General features: G+C 30.9%; 15 protein-coding genes. 9 read left to right on the top strand and 6 right to left on the bottom strand.

Annotated elements, in window-relative coordinates; all coding sequences use genetic code 11:
* Window positions 1-14: 14 nt before the first annotated feature.
* Complete coding sequence (locus tag J6Y29_04315) at window positions 15-2,570, top strand: SMC family ATPase (protein ID MBP5427096.1); 2,556 nt, start codon at window positions 15-17, stop codon at window positions 2,568-2,570.
* A gap of 12 nt (window positions 2,571-2,582) precedes the next feature.
* On the opposite strand, the gene J6Y29_04310 is transcribed toward J6Y29_04315, so the two are convergent.
* From J6Y29_04310 to J6Y29_04300, 3 genes are all read right to left on the bottom strand, one after another.
* Window positions 2,583-3,812 (bottom strand): nucleotidyltransferase, encoded by a 1,230-nt coding sequence (locus J6Y29_04310; protein MBP5427095.1) that lies wholly within the window; start codon window positions 3,810-3,812, stop codon window positions 2,583-2,585.
* A 61-nt stretch (window positions 3,813-3,873) separates the two neighbouring features.
* A complete protein-coding gene (locus tag J6Y29_04305; protein ID MBP5427094.1) occupies window positions 3,874-4,548 on the bottom strand; it encodes a DUF421 domain-containing protein in 675 nt (224 codons plus the stop codon).
* Window positions 4,549-4,593: 45 nt separating this feature from the next.
* Window positions 4,594-5,028, bottom strand: coding sequence for a hypothetical protein (locus J6Y29_04300; GenBank protein ID MBP5427093.1), 435 nt, complete (start codon window positions 5,026-5,028; stop codon window positions 4,594-4,596).
* A 173-nt stretch (window positions 5,029-5,201) separates the two neighbouring features.
* Here J6Y29_04300 and J6Y29_04295 point away from each other — a divergent pair, with 173 nt between their 5' ends.
* The 6 genes from J6Y29_04295 (at window position 5,202) to spoIVB (ending at window position 12,723) form a co-directional block, all read left to right on the top strand.
* Complete coding sequence (locus J6Y29_04295) at window positions 5,202-7,832, top strand: hypothetical protein (GenBank protein MBP5427092.1); 2,631 nt, start codon at window positions 5,202-5,204, stop codon at window positions 7,830-7,832.
* 38 nt (window positions 7,833-7,870) lie between these two features.
* The gene (locus tag J6Y29_04290; protein ID MBP5427091.1) at window positions 7,871-8,464 is read left to right on the top strand and encodes a flavin reductase family protein; all 594 of its coding nucleotides are present in this window, start codon (window positions 7,871-7,873) and stop codon (window positions 8,462-8,464) included.
* Window positions 8,465-8,541: 77 nt separating this feature from the next.
* Window positions 8,542-9,915, top strand: coding sequence for a hypothetical protein (locus J6Y29_04285; protein MBP5427090.1), 1,374 nt, complete (start codon window positions 8,542-8,544; stop codon window positions 9,913-9,915).
* 33 nt (window positions 9,916-9,948) lie between these two features.
* Complete coding sequence (sdaAB, locus tag J6Y29_04280; GenBank protein MBP5427089.1) at window positions 9,949-10,620, top strand: L-serine ammonia-lyase, iron-sulfur-dependent subunit beta; 672 nt, start codon at window positions 9,949-9,951, stop codon at window positions 10,618-10,620.
* A gap of 24 nt (window positions 10,621-10,644) precedes the next feature.
* Complete coding sequence (gene sdaAA, locus J6Y29_04275) at window positions 10,645-11,529, top strand: L-serine ammonia-lyase, iron-sulfur-dependent, subunit alpha (GenBank protein MBP5427088.1); 885 nt, start codon at window positions 10,645-10,647, stop codon at window positions 11,527-11,529.
* Between the two features lie 153 nt (window positions 11,530-11,682).
* Window positions 11,683-12,723, top strand: coding sequence for a SpoIVB peptidase (spoIVB, locus tag J6Y29_04270; GenBank protein MBP5427087.1), 1,041 nt, complete (start codon window positions 11,683-11,685; stop codon window positions 12,721-12,723).
* Window positions 12,724-12,750: 27 nt separating this feature from the next.
* On the opposite strand, the gene J6Y29_04265 is transcribed toward spoIVB, so the two are convergent.
* The 3 genes from J6Y29_04265 to J6Y29_04255 all read right to left on the bottom strand — a co-directional run bounded on the left by J6Y29_04265 (window position 12,751) and on the right by J6Y29_04255 (window position 16,314).
* Window positions 12,751-13,599 carry a hypothetical protein gene (locus J6Y29_04265; protein ID MBP5427086.1) on the bottom strand — a complete coding sequence of 283 codons (849 nt, stop codon included), beginning with the start codon at window positions 13,597-13,599 and terminating at the stop codon, window positions 12,751-12,753.
* Window positions 13,600-13,881: 282 nt separating this feature from the next.
* Window positions 13,882-15,141, bottom strand: coding sequence for a glycosyltransferase family 39 protein (locus tag J6Y29_04260; GenBank protein MBP5427085.1), 1,260 nt, complete (start codon window positions 15,139-15,141; stop codon window positions 13,882-13,884).
* 126 nt (window positions 15,142-15,267) lie between these two features.
* Window positions 15,268-16,314, bottom strand: a complete 1,047-nt coding sequence (locus J6Y29_04255; protein ID MBP5427084.1) for a hypothetical protein — start codon at window positions 16,312-16,314, stop codon at window positions 15,268-15,270.
* Window positions 16,315-16,612: 298 nt separating this feature from the next.
* Between J6Y29_04255 and rpsO the strand changes: the two genes are divergently transcribed.
* Together rpsO and J6Y29_04245 are read left to right on the top strand one after the other, a co-directional pair.
* Entirely contained in the window at window positions 16,613-16,876 is a 264-nt protein-coding gene (gene rpsO, locus J6Y29_04250) for a 30S ribosomal protein S15 (GenBank protein ID MBP5427083.1), read from the top strand.
* A gap of 160 nt (window positions 16,877-17,036) precedes the next feature.
* The gene (locus J6Y29_04245) at window positions 17,037-19,163 is read left to right on the top strand and encodes a polyribonucleotide nucleotidyltransferase (GenBank protein ID MBP5427082.1); all 2,127 of its coding nucleotides are present in this window, start codon (window positions 17,037-17,039) and stop codon (window positions 19,161-19,163) included.
* Window positions 19,164-19,173: the final 10 nt, after the last annotated feature.

Below are 19,173 nucleotides of genomic sequence, written 5' to 3'. Positions count from 1 at the left end.
GGAATGGATAATAGATGAGACCAAAGCTACTAGAGATAGAGGGGCTACAAAGTTTTATAGAAAAGCAGACAATAGATTTTGATAAAATCAATCAAAATGGGCTGTTTGGTATATTTGGAAATACGGGGAGTGGCAAGTCAACAATATTAGATGCAATAACTTTAGCGTTGTATGGAAAAGTGAAGAGGGCAGGGAATACAAAGCAGGGTATTATAAATACGAATTGTACTGTGACTCGGGTTATGTTTATGTTTGAAATATCAAAAATTACATATAAGGTTGAGCGTGAATACAAACGGAAAAAAGCATCTGATAATCTGGTTGAATCAAAAACAGTAAGGCTTATACAAATTAATAAGGAAGAGTCTGTTCCATTGTGCGATAAGGAAGAAGCGGTTAATAGGAGAATAGAAGAAATACTTGGATTAAATCATAAAGATTTTACAAAGGCGGTTGTTCTACCTCAAAATAATTTTCAGGAATTTTTGCTTTTAGGCAATGCAGAACGTCGGCAAATGTTGGAGAGAGTGTTTTACTTAGAAGAATATGGGAAAGAACTAATGTCTAAAATATCAGATAAAATTATGTTATTAAAAAACCAAAGGGATGATCTTTATATAAAGTTAAAGGGATATGAAGATGCATCAGATGAAGCACTTGAAAACTACAAACGTGAGTATAGGGAAGTGTTTGCTAAGAAAGAAATATCAGATAAGGTACTTAGTAAAGTAGAAAAAGAATATGAGGAGAAAAAGAGAATATTTACGTTTGGTAGAGAATTAGAGGAAGTTATAAAAAGAGAAAAGGAACTTAGCTTTAAGGATCAAGATATAAAAAAAGAAGAGGACAGATTAGAAAGAGCGTTAAAAGCAGATTTACTAAAAGAAAAATTAGAACAAGTTCAACAATCTCATAAATTGATGATAGATATGCAAAACGAAATTAAAAAGTGTGAAGAAGAATTACCAAAGTATATAGAAAATGGCGCGAAATTAAACAAACGGTACGATGAATTAAAGAAAAGCTTAGATCACAGGAATTTCTTGTATGATAATATGGCGTTAGAGATTAGTGTCAAGTCGTTATCAGAAGAGATTGAGGCAATTACTAAGAAAGAAAACGTATTAAAAAACGATATAGAGAAAAAGAAATTAGAGCAAAAGAAAATTGAAGAATATATTAAATCAAAAAATGAAGAATATGAGAAATTGAGAGAAAATGAAGTAGCTAGTATGTGTTTGTTTTTGGCAAAGGATTTGAAAGATGGAGATGTTTGCCCAGTATGTGGTGGTACATATAAAAAAATATCTCAGACTGATGTAGAGTGTAGCGATATAGACATAAATAAATTAAATGATATGAATAAAGATATAATGAGTGCATCAGTAAAAAAAGAAAGATTTGAGACAGAATTAAAAATGAAAAATGATCAACTTTTGGATGAGCAAAAAAATAAGAATGCAAAAGAAGACGAGTTAAAGAAAAAAAATGACGAATATCAAAAGATATTAAAGACGTATAACATTACTAGCATAACAGAAGAATTAAACAAAATGAAGAATAAGGATATTTTGGTACGAGAGCTTGAAAAAAATATAAAAGAAAATGAATGGCATGTAAACGATAATACAAATAAAAAAATTGCGGCATTGGCTAGATATGATACATATTCTAAGCAATATGAGAAAGATAGTGGTATACTAAAAAATAATATGGTAGACAATGGATTTAAAACTACCAAGGAGATAAAAGAAAGTCTTTTGCAAGAAATTGAAAGGCAAAGTGTAAAACAAAAAATAGAGAATTATAAGAAAAGCGTATCTGAGAATTTAGGACAAAAAAAGAGTATACAAGAAAAGTTACAGGGTAGAACTATTACACCAAAAGAGTGGGAAAAAATTGACGAGAATTATCATACATTAGTAGATGAAAATAAATTGTTAAATACTCAATACGGAATAGCTAAAAATACGTATGATAAATCAATTGAGAGAAATAAAGAATGGAATGCGATATTAAAAGATTACACCAAGAAAGATTTAAATTACAATAAGCATATCGAATTAAGAGAGCTACTAAATGGTGATAGAGGTAAAGATAATAGTTTTATAGATTATATAGCGGAGGAAAGATTACGATATTTGGCGAAAAGGGCATCGGATATTTTAGGAGTTATGACGCAGTATAAATTTGAATTGAAGTTAGATACAGAGTCTGGTTTTATAATAGTCGATAATAAAAATGGAGGAGTATCAAGAAAGGTTAGTACACTGTCAGGAGGGGAAACTTTTTTAACGTCGTTATCATTAGCTTTGGCATTGTCTGAACAAATTCAGTTAAAGGGGCAGAGTCCATTAGAATTTTTCTTTTTAGATGAGGGCTTTGGAAGTTTAGATAATGAGTTATTAGATTTAGTTATCGATGCTCTAGAAAGGATCAGCAGAAAGGAACGAGTTATAGGGGTTATAAGTCATATCCCTGAATTAAGACAAAGAATAATGCAAAGAGTAATTGTTACAGCGCCAATTGATAATGGCACAGGGAGTATCGTAAAAATAGAAAAAGGATAGGCTTCTTAAATTTTAGAAGCCTGTGATAGACTTGGTAGTTAAATCTTGGTTGGCGTATTTATAGTCGTTATTTTTATATGCTAGCACATATATATTTGTTGCTAAACATTCTAGCTCAAATAATTTTTTAGAGATATCATCCGCAAGATTTAGACAATCTGATGAATTTACTAAAACGGGTAAGCTAGCATTTTTTGATATGTGACCTATAAGTTTTTTGCCGCGAGTATTTGCTCCTAATATTCTTATATAAGAAGGCTTAAACTCACTAAAACTTTGTTTTGTTATTCCAAATAAAGTATTTAGTAGTATCCTTTTTATTCTAGCATCTGTATATCTTTTCGTATTAAGAGAACGAATTAAGTTGTCCACAGTAGATGCTTTGTTAGAAATTTTTTTTATTCGATTTTCAAAACCCTCATTAACATGATTTATTTTAGATATTTCCTTGCTAGACATGCAACGAAGCTTGGATAGTAGAATATTATTGAAATCATTGAAAAATACAGGAGCTATTCCCAAAGATATATCATTTTTTAGTAGATCAACGCAGGATGCTGGCATACATTTGTAAAGATTAGATACATCTTGATGTTTATTTTTAAGGAAATTACGTATGGCACTAGAACTAAATTCAGTATCACTTAAAACTAACGAATCGTATGCAGTTGTTCTTTTTATAGTAAAACAATTTATATTGCTTTTTAGCTTTGTTATTGCTTTTAAATATTCTATACCTAATATATTGTTAGGACAAGATATAATTTCACTAATATTAGAGCTGTTGTATAGGTATCTACATAAAGACATCTCTTGGCTTTTTGGAAAAGAGTATCCAATGTTTAGGTATGCTTTAAGATAGTATTTATATTTTAGAGGTTCTAATATAAGTACATTAGCGATATCTTTTAGTATACCAATTTCTCCGATTTCCGAACCGAAACAAAAATCTGAAATAATATTTAAGCTGTCAAGAAGTTTTATGCTGCCAAGGGCGAACAAATATGCACTAGATATACAATAAGGCAGTGGCAATTCTATTACGACATCAACGCCATTTAGTAGAGCCATTTTAGTCCGGGTCCATTTGTTTAATATTGCAGGTTCGCCACGTTGAACAAAATTTCCGCTCATAACGCAAACGACATAGTCTGCATTACACATTTTCTTTGCTGTGTCTATATGATGTAGATGTCCATTATGAAATGGATTATATTCGGAAACAATACCTAAAACTTTCATAAAAAATTCAACCTCCCATATGAGGTATTATACGGCAAAATTGTATTATATACAATATAAATTAATAAGATTTTTTTTGAAAAAATAAGTTACCATTAGATTCTAGACTTACGAAAAAAGCATCTTTGTAACTTTCGATTTTGAATTTTTTCAATTCTTTATCTAGCCATTCTTTACTAAGATTTAGCTTTTTTAGATTTAAATCTATTATTTTGCCGTCAATAACTAACGGGAAAGGTATTCCTTCATATTCTGTAGGAATATTCATATCGCTAGGAGTAAGGGGTCTTTTTTGTGATTTAGGTATGATAGAAAGCTCACCATTGGTTTCTAAAATTGCAAATTCTACATCAGATATATTAGGTATATTTTTTATGCGTAGCTGTTCTAAAAGATCAGATAAGTTGTATACTTCATTTATTAAATTATTTTCAATAATTTTCCCATTTTCTATCAATATTTTGGGAGTTCCACATATTAAATTTCTTGCATGATAGCTTTTTATTGATAAATAGGATAGTAATAATTGACCGGATAATAAAGTTAGGATGGGCAATACGCCTTTTAGCAAGGATTCTGTTGAATTTTGCATAGGGATAGTAGCAAGATCAGATATCATTATTGCTACAACAAATTCAAAGGGTTGAAGCTGGCCTATTTGACGTTTGCCCATACATCGCATTACAACAACCACAAGCACGTATAAAATAAGTGTTCGAATACAAATAGTCAACATAAAAGAACCTCGCTTTAAGTATATTTTTGGGGAAAATCTTCCCCACTAAAGATATGGTCTTAAATCAACAGATAGTCTTTCTTCAATATTTATGAGATTGCGTGCTATATCCAAAACATCCTTGTCTGCATCTTTGTACTGATTAATATATTTGCTCAAAGATTTTACACCCATGTTACACCCATCTGTAACTAAATCGGCTACAGTACTATCAGATTCATCCATTAGAAGATGTATATTTGTTTTTACCCAAGACATACTTTTGGCCATTATGTTTGGTTCTTTACCTGATTTGTCGTATTCGGACAAAATTACTTTAAGTTTTTCACCTATTTGTTGATGCTGCTCTTTGCTGTTTATGAGGATTTTTTTTAGTTTTTCATGTGTTACGTTATCCAAAACTTCATCAAGAGAGCTAACTCCCATTTTGACAGCCATATCACACTCTTTTAAAAATTTAATTGTATCAGTATTTGCCATATCACAACACTCCTTTAAAAATAGTGATGATACTAATATGTACTATCGATAAAGAGTTTATACGTGTTAAAAATGAAATATAGGCAGAATTTGTTAATTTCCTTGAAAATAGGCAAAAAAATTGGTAGAATAAATGGTGTGTTTTAGAATTCTGTAAATAGGAGAAATTGAATATGCCTGATTTAAATATGCAATTAAAAAAAATATCTAAAAAAATATTTAATGATGAGAGAAGTGTAACAATAAATATTATAAGTAGATTAAATGAGAGTAGAGATATATTATCAAAATTAAGGAGTGAAGGAATAACTAAACCAAGTGAGATAGTAAAGTTTTTGAAAGATATGATAACCCTTGATAAGGGAAGTTTTGTGGCTAAAAACATAGAAACATTTTGTGTGATGAATCAAAATGATTTGATTGATTTGTGCTATAAATTGATAGACTATAATTATGGTCAGATTTTGATAGATAATTTTGAAAAGTTCAATATACGAGAGGAAAGAAAGAGAGTCGATATTGCGATAGAGCTAATAGATAAAGGGATGGGGTATAATTTAATAGATAATATAGAAAAATTTGAAATACAGGTAGAAAAAAATAAAGTTTTATTAATAAAAGAAATTATATCATTTACGGGTAGTAGATTAACTCCGTACATGGTAAAGAATTTACATAGATTTAATTTAAGGCATTTTAGTAGTAGATATGGTTTGGCTAACAAACTAATAGACATGAATTGTGGAGACGTACTAATTGATAATATAGTTAAATTTGGTATCAATAGAGAAAAAGAGTTATTGGTTTTAATAGACAAATTAATAAAATTAAACTATGGATATGGGTTGATTGATAGCATAGAAGATTTCAATTTAGACTTAGGCAAGAATGGATTTAACTTGGCTAAGAGATTAGTAAGAAATAATGGATATAAATTGATTTATAACATAAAGAAATTTAAGATAGAAAAAGAAGAAGATAGATTATATATAGCAAAGCAATTAATAAAAGGGTACATGTATACGTTTATAGAGAACATAGAGCTTTTTTCAATATCGAATAAATGTGAATTATTAGAAGAATTTGCGATAAAGGATAAAAAAGATGTGTGTCTACTAAGGACAGGGTTGGATAGGTATGAAAATAATATTAAAAATATGGAAAGGATATTTAATGTTATATTGTTTAAAGATAAATTTGATTTGGATATGCTAAATAACATATCATTGTACAGAAATTCCCTAGAAATAGTTGCGAAAACCTTTTTGAAAGAGGAGGAAGTATTCTTGTATCAAAAGAATTTAGATAATATAAAAAAACTAAGAAATTATTGTGAAGAGAAAAAAATAAATTTTGATTTATGTGAAATATTAGGTAAGAACAATTCATTGAAAATAGAAAAGACAATATCTCTTATAAAAGAAAAAAGGCGTGAGGATGATGCAAATGAAATTGTAGAGAAAATATTATTCGCATTTGTCAATACCAAAATAGGTAAAGAAAATAAAGACGAATTGACCGAACTTATAATAGAGCTAATATCAATAAAAGATGCACGGTTAAAAAAAGAGTTGTTGCCGATAGTTGCCAAATTTATGAACAATGATAAATTATATAAAATACATGATGAAGTACTGCGCAATAGAAAGAAAAAAGCGTTTCCAGCAATAAATGCTATCATATTCTATAGATTAGCTTTGTATGAAAAAAAGAATATAAATATGCTTTTTAAGCTAAGGAATGCATTTGACAATAGTAATTTTTTGCGAAACAGTATGGATGTTCAGGAAACATTTAGAAAGATGATAAAACTAGAATCTTTGCAAATTGAATTTGATAAGGTAATAGATATTTTAGATTTTTTGTCTAAAAAACCTAAAAATATGTGTAAAAATTTGGGATATATACTAGACATAATTACATTAAAAGGAGAAGAATTTATAGATGTAATAACTGATAATTTTGAAGAAGGCCAACTAAGATTATTATTTTATCAAGTTTATAGTGAGCATTTAAAATTAGATAAAGATGAAAATTTCATAAAGAATTATGAAAATTTTGTAAATAAAAGTGAAAATGTTAAAAGAAATTTGGGTGAATATATATTAAAATATGTAGCTGACAATAATTGTGATAAAGAGGTAATGAAAGAGGTAAGAAAATTTATAAGTACTATGCATGATATAAAAGAGTTTAGAAAATATAAATATGATATAAGAAGTGATGGACAGTTAAGAGCTATAAAGAGGATTGACGAAGAAGTATATCTAAAATGGACAAGCAGGCAGGATGAGTTTGAACACAAACAAGAGAATATGAGAGCCCAAATAACAGATAATCCAGTAGATTTGTTTTTAATAGGGACAGAAATAGATGGGTCATGTCAAAGTATTAAAGGCAGAAGAGAACTAAATAAGTGCCTCGTAGGGATAATAGGGGAAGGAAGGAATAAGGCAGTTGTTATTAAGGAGAATGATAGGATAATAGCTAGGTGTATAATAAGAATACTCATAGATAAGAACACAGACGAGATTGTCTTGTTAAGAGAAAAGATGTATAAGGTAAATGGATTAGAGAGTAGAACAATAACGGAATTAAATAAAAAGTGCATAGAGTACGCGAAATGGCTTAAAGTTTCTCTTGTTTGTGAGGATGAAAACGTGTCTGACACACATACAATGACATTAGCTTCTATGGGAGGCCATGCAAAGTATGAATATGTAGATTTTGCAAAAAAGCTATTTGATACTATAGGAACATATATCGTGACAAATGACAAATTAGTATATTTGTACAAGGAATAAAAGTATTATATAATAAAGGGAAAAGTAGGAGGATAAAAATGGCAAAACAAGTATGGAAACCGTCAACACTATTAAATCCGGTACCTGTAGTATTGGTTACATGTGGAGACGATAAGGGGAATAAGAATGTTTTTACTGTAGCTTGGGCTGGTACAGTTAGTAGTAAGCCGCCTAGGGTATCTATTTCAATAAGGAAATCTAGATATTCATATGAGATAATAAAAAGGACTAAAGAGTTTGTTATTAATCTAACAACAAGTAAATTGGCATATGCGACAGATTATTGTGGAGTTAAATCTGGGAGAGATGTAGATAAATTTAAAGAAGTGAAACTTACTTTAGATAAAGCAACAAAAGTTTTGGCTCCAATAATAAAAGAAAGTCCTGTAAATTTGGAATGTAGGGTTGATCAAATAATAGAGCTGGGATCACATGATATGTTTATAGCAGAAGTTTTAGCGTGTCATGTTGATGATAATTTGATTGACGATGAAGGAAAATTAAATTTAGATAAATCAGATTTGATTTGTTATTCCCACGGAGAGTATTGGACTTTAGATAAGTCACTGGGCTATTTCGGGTATTCAGTCACAAAAAAGGAAAATTTAGCAAGGAATGAAAGAAGAAAATGATGCATACACTAGGTACATGATTTACATAGCATAAACCACCTAAGAAAAGTGGTTTATTTGGCACTTAGGTGGTTTGTATGCATATAGACGCTAAAAAAATTTTCAAGAAAATATCTAAAAATAATGAAATATATGAAGACATGTCTTTTTTAATTCCACAAGCATTGGATTATTATAATGTAATAGATGATGCACAGTCAGTAATTCCCTACGCAACAGTAGGGATTGTATTAGACAGTGCTAAGCTTATAAAGAATATAACCGATATAATAAACAACAGGAGTAATATTTCTAAATTAGAAAATATACGGCAAGAATTTGGGGATGGATGTCTTATTAGGGAAATACAAAAGATTGATATAAAAAATAAGAGGAGAAGTTTAAAAGAAGTATCATTAAATGTAACTAGATGTACAGGAGATATTTTGTGTTTTGCATTTTTGACCTGGATATATGGAGAAAGTGCGAAGATTTCTGCAACAGCGGCTGAAATTCTTATAGAATGGTCAAAAAGAGTGCGCCAAAAAGGAAGAGACTTAGCCAAAGAGAAGGGGAGGGACAGTATATATGCTAAAATTTTTAATATGGAGAAGTCTACTGGCGATAAAATCAAGAAAAAATGTAAGATAATTTCTCTACTTGATGAGGAGTTAATAAAATATCTAGACATAATAGATAATAATTTAAAAAATAAAGAGTTGAAAAAATTAGAATTATATGTTAAAATTCTAGGTAGGTACAAGAGTAGTTTTGGTGTAAGAAAAGAATGGAATGAGATTTTAGAGGGAAGGTTACATGACAAGAATTTAGAGAAGAATAAGTTTGGAAACTTAAAGATTCTTGAAGATGGTGATGTCCCTTTCATGACTTCGTTTGTGGACATATGGCAATTTCAAAGATTTGTATTAATACTGGAGTTTACAAATGAAATGAAAAAATCCATTACTAGCGTCTCTGCTAGATATACACTAAGAGAAAGACTAAAAGAAATACAACTTAGTATTATAAACAAAGATGAATGTGAATTAGTTGGCTTTTTGATTAAGTATAACAAAAGGAAATTAAAAAGGTTGACTTCGTCTATGATGATACTAGGTAGTAGTATAGTCGGGGAGTTAGGAGAGTTTGCAGCATATTTTAAGGATACAGTATTTGAAATAATAGGAATTTTTGTAAAGGCATGTGGCGTTATTTTAAGAGAAGGCGTACATTGTAAGTATAAAATTACTAAACGCAAAAGTAGAAAAAATAGAAAAATAATAAAATATGCAGATCAGATATCTAATATTATAAAGAATATTGAAAGTTTAAGTTTAGATTATCGAACATTTCATGAGATTATGACTAGAGTTTATATATATTTAAATACGATTGGCTTAGACTGGGTAGATGTTGCGAATAAGGATGTTCAAACATTAAGGATGATTTTAATCAATGCACTTATTACATAATATAATGTGATAAAGCAAGGGAGGAATGGAAGCATGAGTGAATTTAATGTATTTGACATAATAGGTCCTATAATGATAGGTCCTTCGAGTTCACATACAGCAGGAGCTAATAAGATTGGTTATTTGGCCAAAAAGATAGTGGGAGAGGAAATAAAGGAAGTGAAGTTTTGGCTTCATGGATCTTTTGCTAAAACTTACAAAGGACATGGTACAGATAGAGCATTGCTTGCAGGTATCATGGGCATGCTATCAGATGATGAAAGGATAAGAGATGCGTATAAGATAGCAGATGAAAAGGGACTTAGATATTCTTTCCTTGAGATAGAAATGGAAAATGTGCATCCGAATACGGTAAAGATGGAGATAGTGTCTAAATCAGGCAATGCATGGGAGATAGTTGGTTCATCTATTGGTGCAGGAAAAGTGAAAATTATAGAAATAAATGGAATGCAGATGGAGTTTGATGGAGAGTATTATACTTTAATTACAACACATAGGGATTTGCCAGGAGTGGTTGCACATATTACGAATGTGCTAGCTTCTGGCAATGTAAATATAGCTTTTATGAAGCTATATAGAGAAGAAAAAGCGAAAGATGCTATGCTTATAGTAGAAGCCGATCAAGATATACCAGACTATATAGTAGAAGAAATAAAGAGTAATCAAAACGTGATCAGTGTAAAAGTCTTAAAAGCACTAAACTAGAAAAAAGTTAGGTGGGTGATTATAATGGAGATAATAAAAGAGGGAAAAGATATAATAAAGATATGTAATGAGCAGAATTTAACCATATATGAGTTAATAACAAAGTATGAGATTGAGAAGTCTGGGAAAACGAGAGAAGAGATAAGAGATCACATGGCAAAGTGCTTGGAAGTTATGAAATGTAGTGTGAGAAAAGCACTTGATGATAATGATAATGAAGTAAGAGGAAAAATTATTGGTGGACAGGCTAAAAAATTTAAAGAAAGATATGAAAAACACAAAACAGCATGTGGTAAGACTATAGCAAGAGCAGTAAGTTATGCGTTATCAACAATGGAAGTGAATGCGAGTATGGGAAAGATTGTTGCAGCACCTACTGCAGGATCATGTGGAGTTATCCCTGCTGTGTTATTAAGTGTAAGAGATACCCATGGAGTTGATGATGAAAAATTAATAGATGGTTTATTGGCGGCTAGTGCGATAGGTCTAGTTATAGGTAAAAATGCTACTTTATCTGGAGCTGAAGGTGGTTGCCAGGCTGAGATAGGTTCAGCTAGTGCAATGGCGGCAGGGGCTACAGTTGCTATGTTAGGCGGTACAGTGGAGATGAGTTTTGATGCTGCAGCTATGGCGTTAAAGAATTTAATGGGACTAGTATGTGATCCTATTGCTGGATTAGTTGAGTCACCCTGTAGCAAGAGAAATGGGATAGGTACAGCTAATGCATTGATCTGTGCAGATATGGCGTTAGCTGGAATACAATGTGTTATACCATTTGATGAGGTTGTGATTGCTATGAAAAGAGTAGGTAATCAGTTGCCTTGTGAATTAAGAGAGACTGCATTGGGTGGAGTTGCGGTGACACCAACAGCATTAGAAATAACAAAGAGAATATTTGGAACTGAATAAAAAAATTATATAATATAATTTAGCCCATTATCTTAAATGGTAATGGGCTTTTCGCTACTTTTGTATAAAAAAACTCTTTTTAAGATAAAATAATAAAAAGGTTTTGAATCAAATTCAAAGTGTTTTTATTATCACCAAAAGGACTGATAAAGAGTGAGAAAGAAGATAACTATACTATTAGTAGCTTTAATTATTTTAAGTCTTAGTATATATAAAGAGAATCAGCAAAGGACGATATTTACTAATACATTATCTGATAAAAAAATTGCAGTTAGTGGAGATGCAATAGGAGTAAAGCTTAAATTAAATGGGGTAATGATTTTAGAAATAGGGCATGTATTAAATGAAAAGGGGCACAAAGAATTTCCATTGAGAAGAAGTGGAATAAAAGTAGGAGATATAGTAATAGGTTTTAATGAGAAAAAGGTTGATAATATATTAGATTTTTTAGATAATATTAAAAATAGTAAAGGCAAGAAATTTTGTTTGACAATAAATCGTAAAGGGAGAAGTTTAAAAAGAAAACTAAAAGCCGTACGAAGCTATGAGGATAATGAGTATCATTTAGGGGTATGGGTAAGGGATAGTATAAAAGGTATAGGAACAATTACATTTTATGATCCGGATACAAAATATTTTGGAGCATTAGGTCATGGAATAACAGATATGGATACAAGACAAATATTTAATTCTAAGGGTGAGATATTAGAATCTAGTATTTTGACGGTAAGAAGAGGAAAAATCGGCATACCAGGAGAGCTAAAAGGTGTTTTTGTATCAGGAAGTGGGAAGATAGGGAATATTTTAAAAAACACACATGAAGGTATATATGGAATTTTAAAGCAAGAGGGTGTTTTGAAATTAAATAATAAATTATATGAAATATCACCTAAAGAAAATATAACTTGTGATAAAGCAAGTATTATAACCAATGTCGTTAATAATAAGAGTGACGAATATGATATAGAAATTCTAAAAGTATATAGGAATAACAAAAAGGGTATGAATATAAGAATAGTAGATCCAAGATTAATAAATACAACCGGTGGTATAGTGCAAGGGATGTCGGGTTGCCCTATACTGCAAAATGGGAAAATTGTGGGAGCTGTAACACATGTGTTTGTAAATGATCCAACAAGAGGATATGGTATTTTTATAGAGAATATGTTAAATCAAGGCTTTTTTAATAAATAAGATGAGGGGGGAAGAACCTCATCTTATTTACATATATTCATTAAAATTGATAATAAATGACTTATTAATGCCATCAATATAATCAATTTGCAAGATTGCATCTTTAGAAAAATCAATTTTAGAGAAATTGAAAGATATAACTCCAGAAAATGTATTGGTATAATTATTATGTCTCTTTTTTGTTAGAGTACCTAAATTTTTTAGAGGAATTTTATCTAGAACGACTGAGTCCTGGATTAGCAGCATATAAGCATTTTTGTAAAAGTTTTCTCCATTTCCGTATAAGGAAAAAGAAAAATCTATCTTGCCATTAAGATAGTAAGATTTAAGATAGCTAATGGCATTGTCTATAGAGTAATTTGGATCTTTGTTAGCTTTTTTCATAATTTCTAAAAAAGGTGTATTAAATACGATATCTCCAAATAAATTGTCAACAAAAATATTTTTATTGTTAGATTCGGGCAAAATATATACATAATCCAATATTTCATCTGCAGATAAATTTTTCCCGATTTCTATGGCTCTGTTTATTTCAGATATAGACAAATTTAATAAATTATTTCCATTTATTGTACTTAAAATTTGGGTTAAATTATCTGGCGTAGGTATTGGACGAGGGGTATAATCTGGAGTACGTAAATATATTTCATTAAAACTACCATTATATTCAATGTTTAATCCCAAAGCCTCTGCAATAGATCTTACAGGAACAAGGGCTCTACCATTGACTATAATAGGGTCAACATCTGTTTTTAAAAAGGTATCATTTAAAAATATTTTAACTGAACTTTTGTAAGAATTAGCGAAACAAAAATAAGAAGATAAAATTAGAGCTATCACTGAGGATGTGACTAAAAAAATAATTGGCTTTTTCATAAAAAAACTCCTCTCAAATTTTTAGACTAGCAATATAATTATTATACACCAGCAAGAGAAATTAAAAAAGAGGGATAAGCACAAAAAAGCTTAAACGGGAATATATTGTAAATAAAAATGTTTCAAGGAGGATATGATATGTCTGAGAATAGATGTGGATGCTTAGGAGGATTATTTGGAGGTAATTGTTCAATATTGTTTTTCATAATACTTTTCTTATTGCTTTTTGATGGTGGAGTTTTTGGTTGCTGTGACTAATGTATTTCCTAGAGGGGCACGTTTTTAACTAAAAAGTGCCCTAAATTTTTGCGTAATCTTAATTAATATAAATGCCACACCAATAGAGTATATTGGATGAAGAGGGAATACGTATCTTGAGTTTCCTTCTAAAACAAACATCATAAAGTTAAAATATAGAAAAACAATTAAAATGAATGTATGAATGTTAATTATTTTATTTTTTATAAAGTCAATTATAACGTATATAATATACACAAAAGTAAGTATATAAAATGGCCTGTATAAAAAAGTTTCCAATTTTATTGCATCAACATATCTAGAGTCCCAAATATTAAGACCAGTTGGGAATGCCCACATAATATCATCTAGTTTAGCCCAGTACGAGTTGATAATCCTTTTGGATGCTAGATATAAAAATTGATCTGGATTATCTGATATCCATTTGATAGCAAGTTTCTTACCTTCTCTATTTATCGCTAATTCATCAAAATTATCTTTAAACAAATATTTTTTAAAAGGACTATTAGGATAGGAGTAAGGATCGCTCCAAGAGCCAGTAGCATACGGGTTATTATTTACATATAAAACATATCCGCCATTTGTTGAATAAATAACTTGTCCAAATTGAACATAGTTTCTAATTAACCAACCGGATATAACCAATAAAAAAGTTAAGCTAAAAGTAGTAATAAATTTTATATTATTTTTTGATTTTTCTAATAACAGGAATAATATTAAACAAAAACAAAAGAATATTCCTATGGGTCTAACAAGAGCGAGATATCCAACCAATATGCCAAGGATATAAGGATTTTTTTTGTGAAATAAATTATATGTTATCAACAAAAGCAATGTTTGAAATAATGTTTCAGATCCAATTATACTAGTATAACATATACTAAGTGGGGAAAAAGCAAAAAGAGCTAAAGCAAAATTAGAAACGCTATTACTAAAGAACATTTTACATAATTTATATAAGCTTATCATAGATAAGGTTGACAATAATATATTGAATATCTTTGCCACTAAAAAATTTGTTCCAAAAATAGAATATAAAATAGCTAATGTTAAAGGATAGCCGATAGGTCTAAAGGCTGTTGGACAACCAATCTTTCCAGTATAAAAAGGATAAATTCCATTTAAAAATCCCATATTACAAGAAAGTTCAACGCCTTTAACATGGTACCACATAAAATCGGTCTCCGGATATGTTTTCATATAAAATATCCAAGCAAATCGTATAACAATACCTAAAAATATTACACAAAAAGGTACACTTCTAAGTAAAATTTTTTTAAGCATAAATATACTCCCTTATAGTGAATAATTTTTGAAGACAATTGTGATGGTATCATATACACCTAAAAAAGTCAACAAAAATACTCCGAGATTTATCTACCACGGAGTATAACTGTAAATTATCTAAAACTAAAAATCAATTTTTGATTTCAAAAAAGCAACTAATTTTCTAAAATAAGTTTTAAAAGCTGCGGTTATACCAAACCCAATCATCAAAAATCCGGTTGATATAGAATTTATGATTGTTGTTTTTTGGTCTGCTACTTCTAAAATATTATCTTGCAAAGTATTAACATCTTTAACTAAATCAGAAACTTGCCAGTTGTTATTAATATACTTTTCAGCTATATTAGTCAAATCTAATTTTTTAATGTTTATTAAACATCTTTTTAAATTACTATCTCTTTTGCAATAAGATAGCATTCCATCAATAAAAGAGTTAATATCCTTCGCTAAATCTTCAGGGGATCCTTTCCCAAAGATATGTTTAACAACACGTGTCAAATTCAATCTTTCATTTGCATTAACACAAACATACGTAGTACCAACACAAGATAGAATAAAGAATTCTTTTAAAATATTGTTCTTTATGTATCTTAAATTGTCTCTGGTAGTGTGTCTTCTAGCCTTTGACGAATTATCTATCTTAGGCTGCTCTTTAGTAATGGTAGGCTGGCCAATAGGTTTAACCAAATTATCGTATTCTAAAGCAGAAGATCTCACATCTTGCACAATAGGTGTTACCTTAATATCGCCAATTCTCTCACTAACAGTGGAAGATGGTCGAATTGTGCTTACACTAACTGTGCGAGATGGATATAAAGATGATGCTTCATCATCATAAGCTAAGTAGCTTAAACTATCCACCTTAAATAAATCTGCGTCAACCTCCTCATTTGTTTTATGCCAACTAGAAGCTTCATCCGAATGAAGTCTTTCTAAATATCTATTTGTAAAATCAAAATTATCGTCATTGTATAATCTTTGGTTGTAAATTTTAAAATCTAAAATATCACTTGAAAATACATCATGTGCTAAATGAGAAGTGGGAATATCTTTTACAATGATGTTTTCTGCGATATTTAGCGAACGTGCTGATGAAGGATTTACTAAATCATTAACGCTAACAGCACCAGCAGTGCCTAATCCAACCAATATACCTTTTTTAAAGTCCATAATTAATCCAACTCCTTTTTCGGCAACGTGAAACTTACGTAAACAAGCGATTTCACGAGCTATTACACAAGCTTTTGATTACAATGCGTTGCAAATCAAAAACCATACGTTTATTATTATAATACATTTTATTTACTCAGTCAATAGAAAAAAGAAGAAAAAAAGGACTTTACAAAAACATAGTATTTGTGATAACATATGGGATGTAACGTGAGAGCCATGCGCTAAGGTTGTAGTAGATACTCCGGACCTTCTCTTGGCTTTTGGCGATTTTTAAATTTAGGAGGATAATAAAAGAATGGAAAGAGTAAGTAAGAGCGACATAATCGCAAGTAACAGGAGACATGAGACAGATACTGGTTCACCAGAGGTGCAAATAGCAATTTTAACAGACAGAATAAATAGTTTAAATGAGCATCTAAAAATTCACAAAAAAGATTCGCACTCAAGGAGAGGTCTTTTAAAGATGGTTGGAAAGAGAAGAGCGCTTTTGGATTATCTTGAAAGATGTGATATTGAGAGATGGCGTGCGATTAGGGAAAAATTAGGCCTAAGAAAGTAAAAATAATAGAGGAAGGAGGTTTATGTCCTCCTCTTCTTCTTGAATAATTGCGGCGTCAGTAGAAGGTAGATTGTATTTTGAAGGTACTTTTAACTAGCCTTTACGATAGAATCTACAGCCTACAGTCGCCAGCTAATTAACAATATAGGAGGAAGTTTTAATGAAAAAAGTTTTTAGTATGGATTTGGCGGGAAGAAAGTTAGAAGTAGAAGTAGGAGAGATAGCACAAATGGCAAATGGGGCTGCATTTGTAAAATACGGTAAAACAGTTGTGTTATCGACTGCAACAGCTTCAGCCGAGCCTAGAGAGGGAATAGATTTTTTCCCATTAAGTGTGGATTTTGAAGAAAGGCTTTATGCCGTGGGTAAAATACCTGGGGGTTTTGTAAAAAGAGAGGGTAAGCCATCAGAGAAGGCTATATTAACGTCTAGGGTTATAGATAGGCCCATAAGACCACTTTTCCCAAAAGATTTAAGAAATGATGTTGCAGTAGTAAATACAGTTATGGCGGTGGAGCAAGATAATTCTCCAGAGATAGCCGCGATGATAGGAACATCTGTTGCGCTTTCTATATCTGATATACCGTTTAACGGACCTATAGGTGGAGTTGTACTAGCGTTGGTTGATGGGAAAATTGTGATAAATCCTACACAAACTCAAAGAGAAAGAAGTAGGATGTATGTTACATTAGCCGGAACAAAGGACAAAATCACTATGATAGAAGCTGGTGCAAAAGAGGTAGAAGATGAAGTTATGCTTGAAGCGATAAAAGTTGGGCATATTGAAATAAAGAAGATAGTTAAGTTTATACAAGAGATTGTAGATCTAGTAGGTAAAGAAAAATTTACTTATCAGCCAATTACTGTTCCTAAAGAAATTTTTGAAGACGTTAAAAATATAGCTTATGAAGAGATGAAAGTTGCGGTTTTATCTAAGGACAAGATGGAGCGCGATAGGAATATTTCAGCGTTAACTAAGAAAGTAAAGGAAGAGCTTAGGGATAAGTACGAAGATTTTGAAAGTGCTATAGATGAATCCTTGTATAAATTGCAAAAAAAGGTAGTAAGGGATTATCTTATGAGAGAAGGAAGAAGAGTTGACGGAAGAGGATTAAATGAGATACGTCCATTATCAGCGAGGGTTGATGTATTGCCGATGGTACATGGGTCAGCCTTGTTCCAGAGAGGGCAAACGCAAGTATTGACGGTAGCTACATTAGGTGCGATGAGTGAGACACAAGTGTTAGATGGATTAGATTTAAACAAAACAGATAAGAGGTACATGCACCATTATAATTTTCCGGGATATAGTGTAGGAGAAGCTAAGACGTCAAGAGGTCCTGGAAGAAGAGAAATAGGACACGGAGCGTTAGCTGAAAGGGCTCTAGAGGCGGTCATACCAAGTAAAGAAGATTTTCCGTACACAATACGCTTAGTGTCAGAGGTTACAATGTCAAATGGGTCAACATCTCAGGCAAGTGTCTGTGGAAGTACGTTGGCATTAATGGCTGCAGGAGTTCCTATAAAAGCTCCAGTTGCGGGAATTTCAGCTGGACTTATAGTAGATGAAGAAAATGAAGAGAATTTCTTAACCTTTATGGACATACAAGGGATAGAGGATTTCTTCGGAGATATGGACTTTAAAGTGGCAGGTACAAAGAAGGGTATAACGGCAATACAAGTTGACATAAAAGTGGACGGTTTGTCATACGAAGTTATAAGGCAGGCATTTGATTTAACGAAAAAAGGGCGTTATCAAATAATAGATGACGTTATATTAAAAGCGATAAAGAAACCCAGAGATGAGGTTTCAGTTTATGCACCAAAGATTTTCACATCTAATGTAAATCCAGATAAAATAAAAGATATAATTGGACCTGGGGGAAAGACTATTAACAAGATAATAGAAGACACAGGAGTAAAAATAGATATAGAGGAAGATGGAAAAATATTTATTTCTGCTGTTGACTTAGATAATGCCAAAAGTGCAATGAAAATTATTGAAGGTATTGCTAAAGATATTGAAGTTGGCCAGATTTATATGGGAACAGTAAAAAGGATAACTGCATTTGGGGCATTTGTAGAGATACTTCCAGGAAAAGAAGGACTTGTACACATATCAAAGCTAGATAGAGAAAGAGTCCAGAAAGTAGAAGATGTAGTTAAAGAAAATGATGAGATATTGGTAAAGGTCATAGACATAGATAAGCAGGGAAGGATAAACTTATCTAGAAAAGATGCTATGGATTTAAAAGAAACAAAAATACGACAGGATGCAATTAGGTAGAACGCAGCAA

The sequence above is a fragment of the Clostridiales bacterium genome, from assembly GCA_017961515.1.
Classification (GTDB): Bacteria; Bacillota; Clostridia; order Acetivibrionales; family RGIG10202; genus RGIG10202.
The sequence above is the reverse complement of the archived record's forward strand: the minus strand, read 5'-3'. Positions and strand labels throughout refer to the sequence as shown.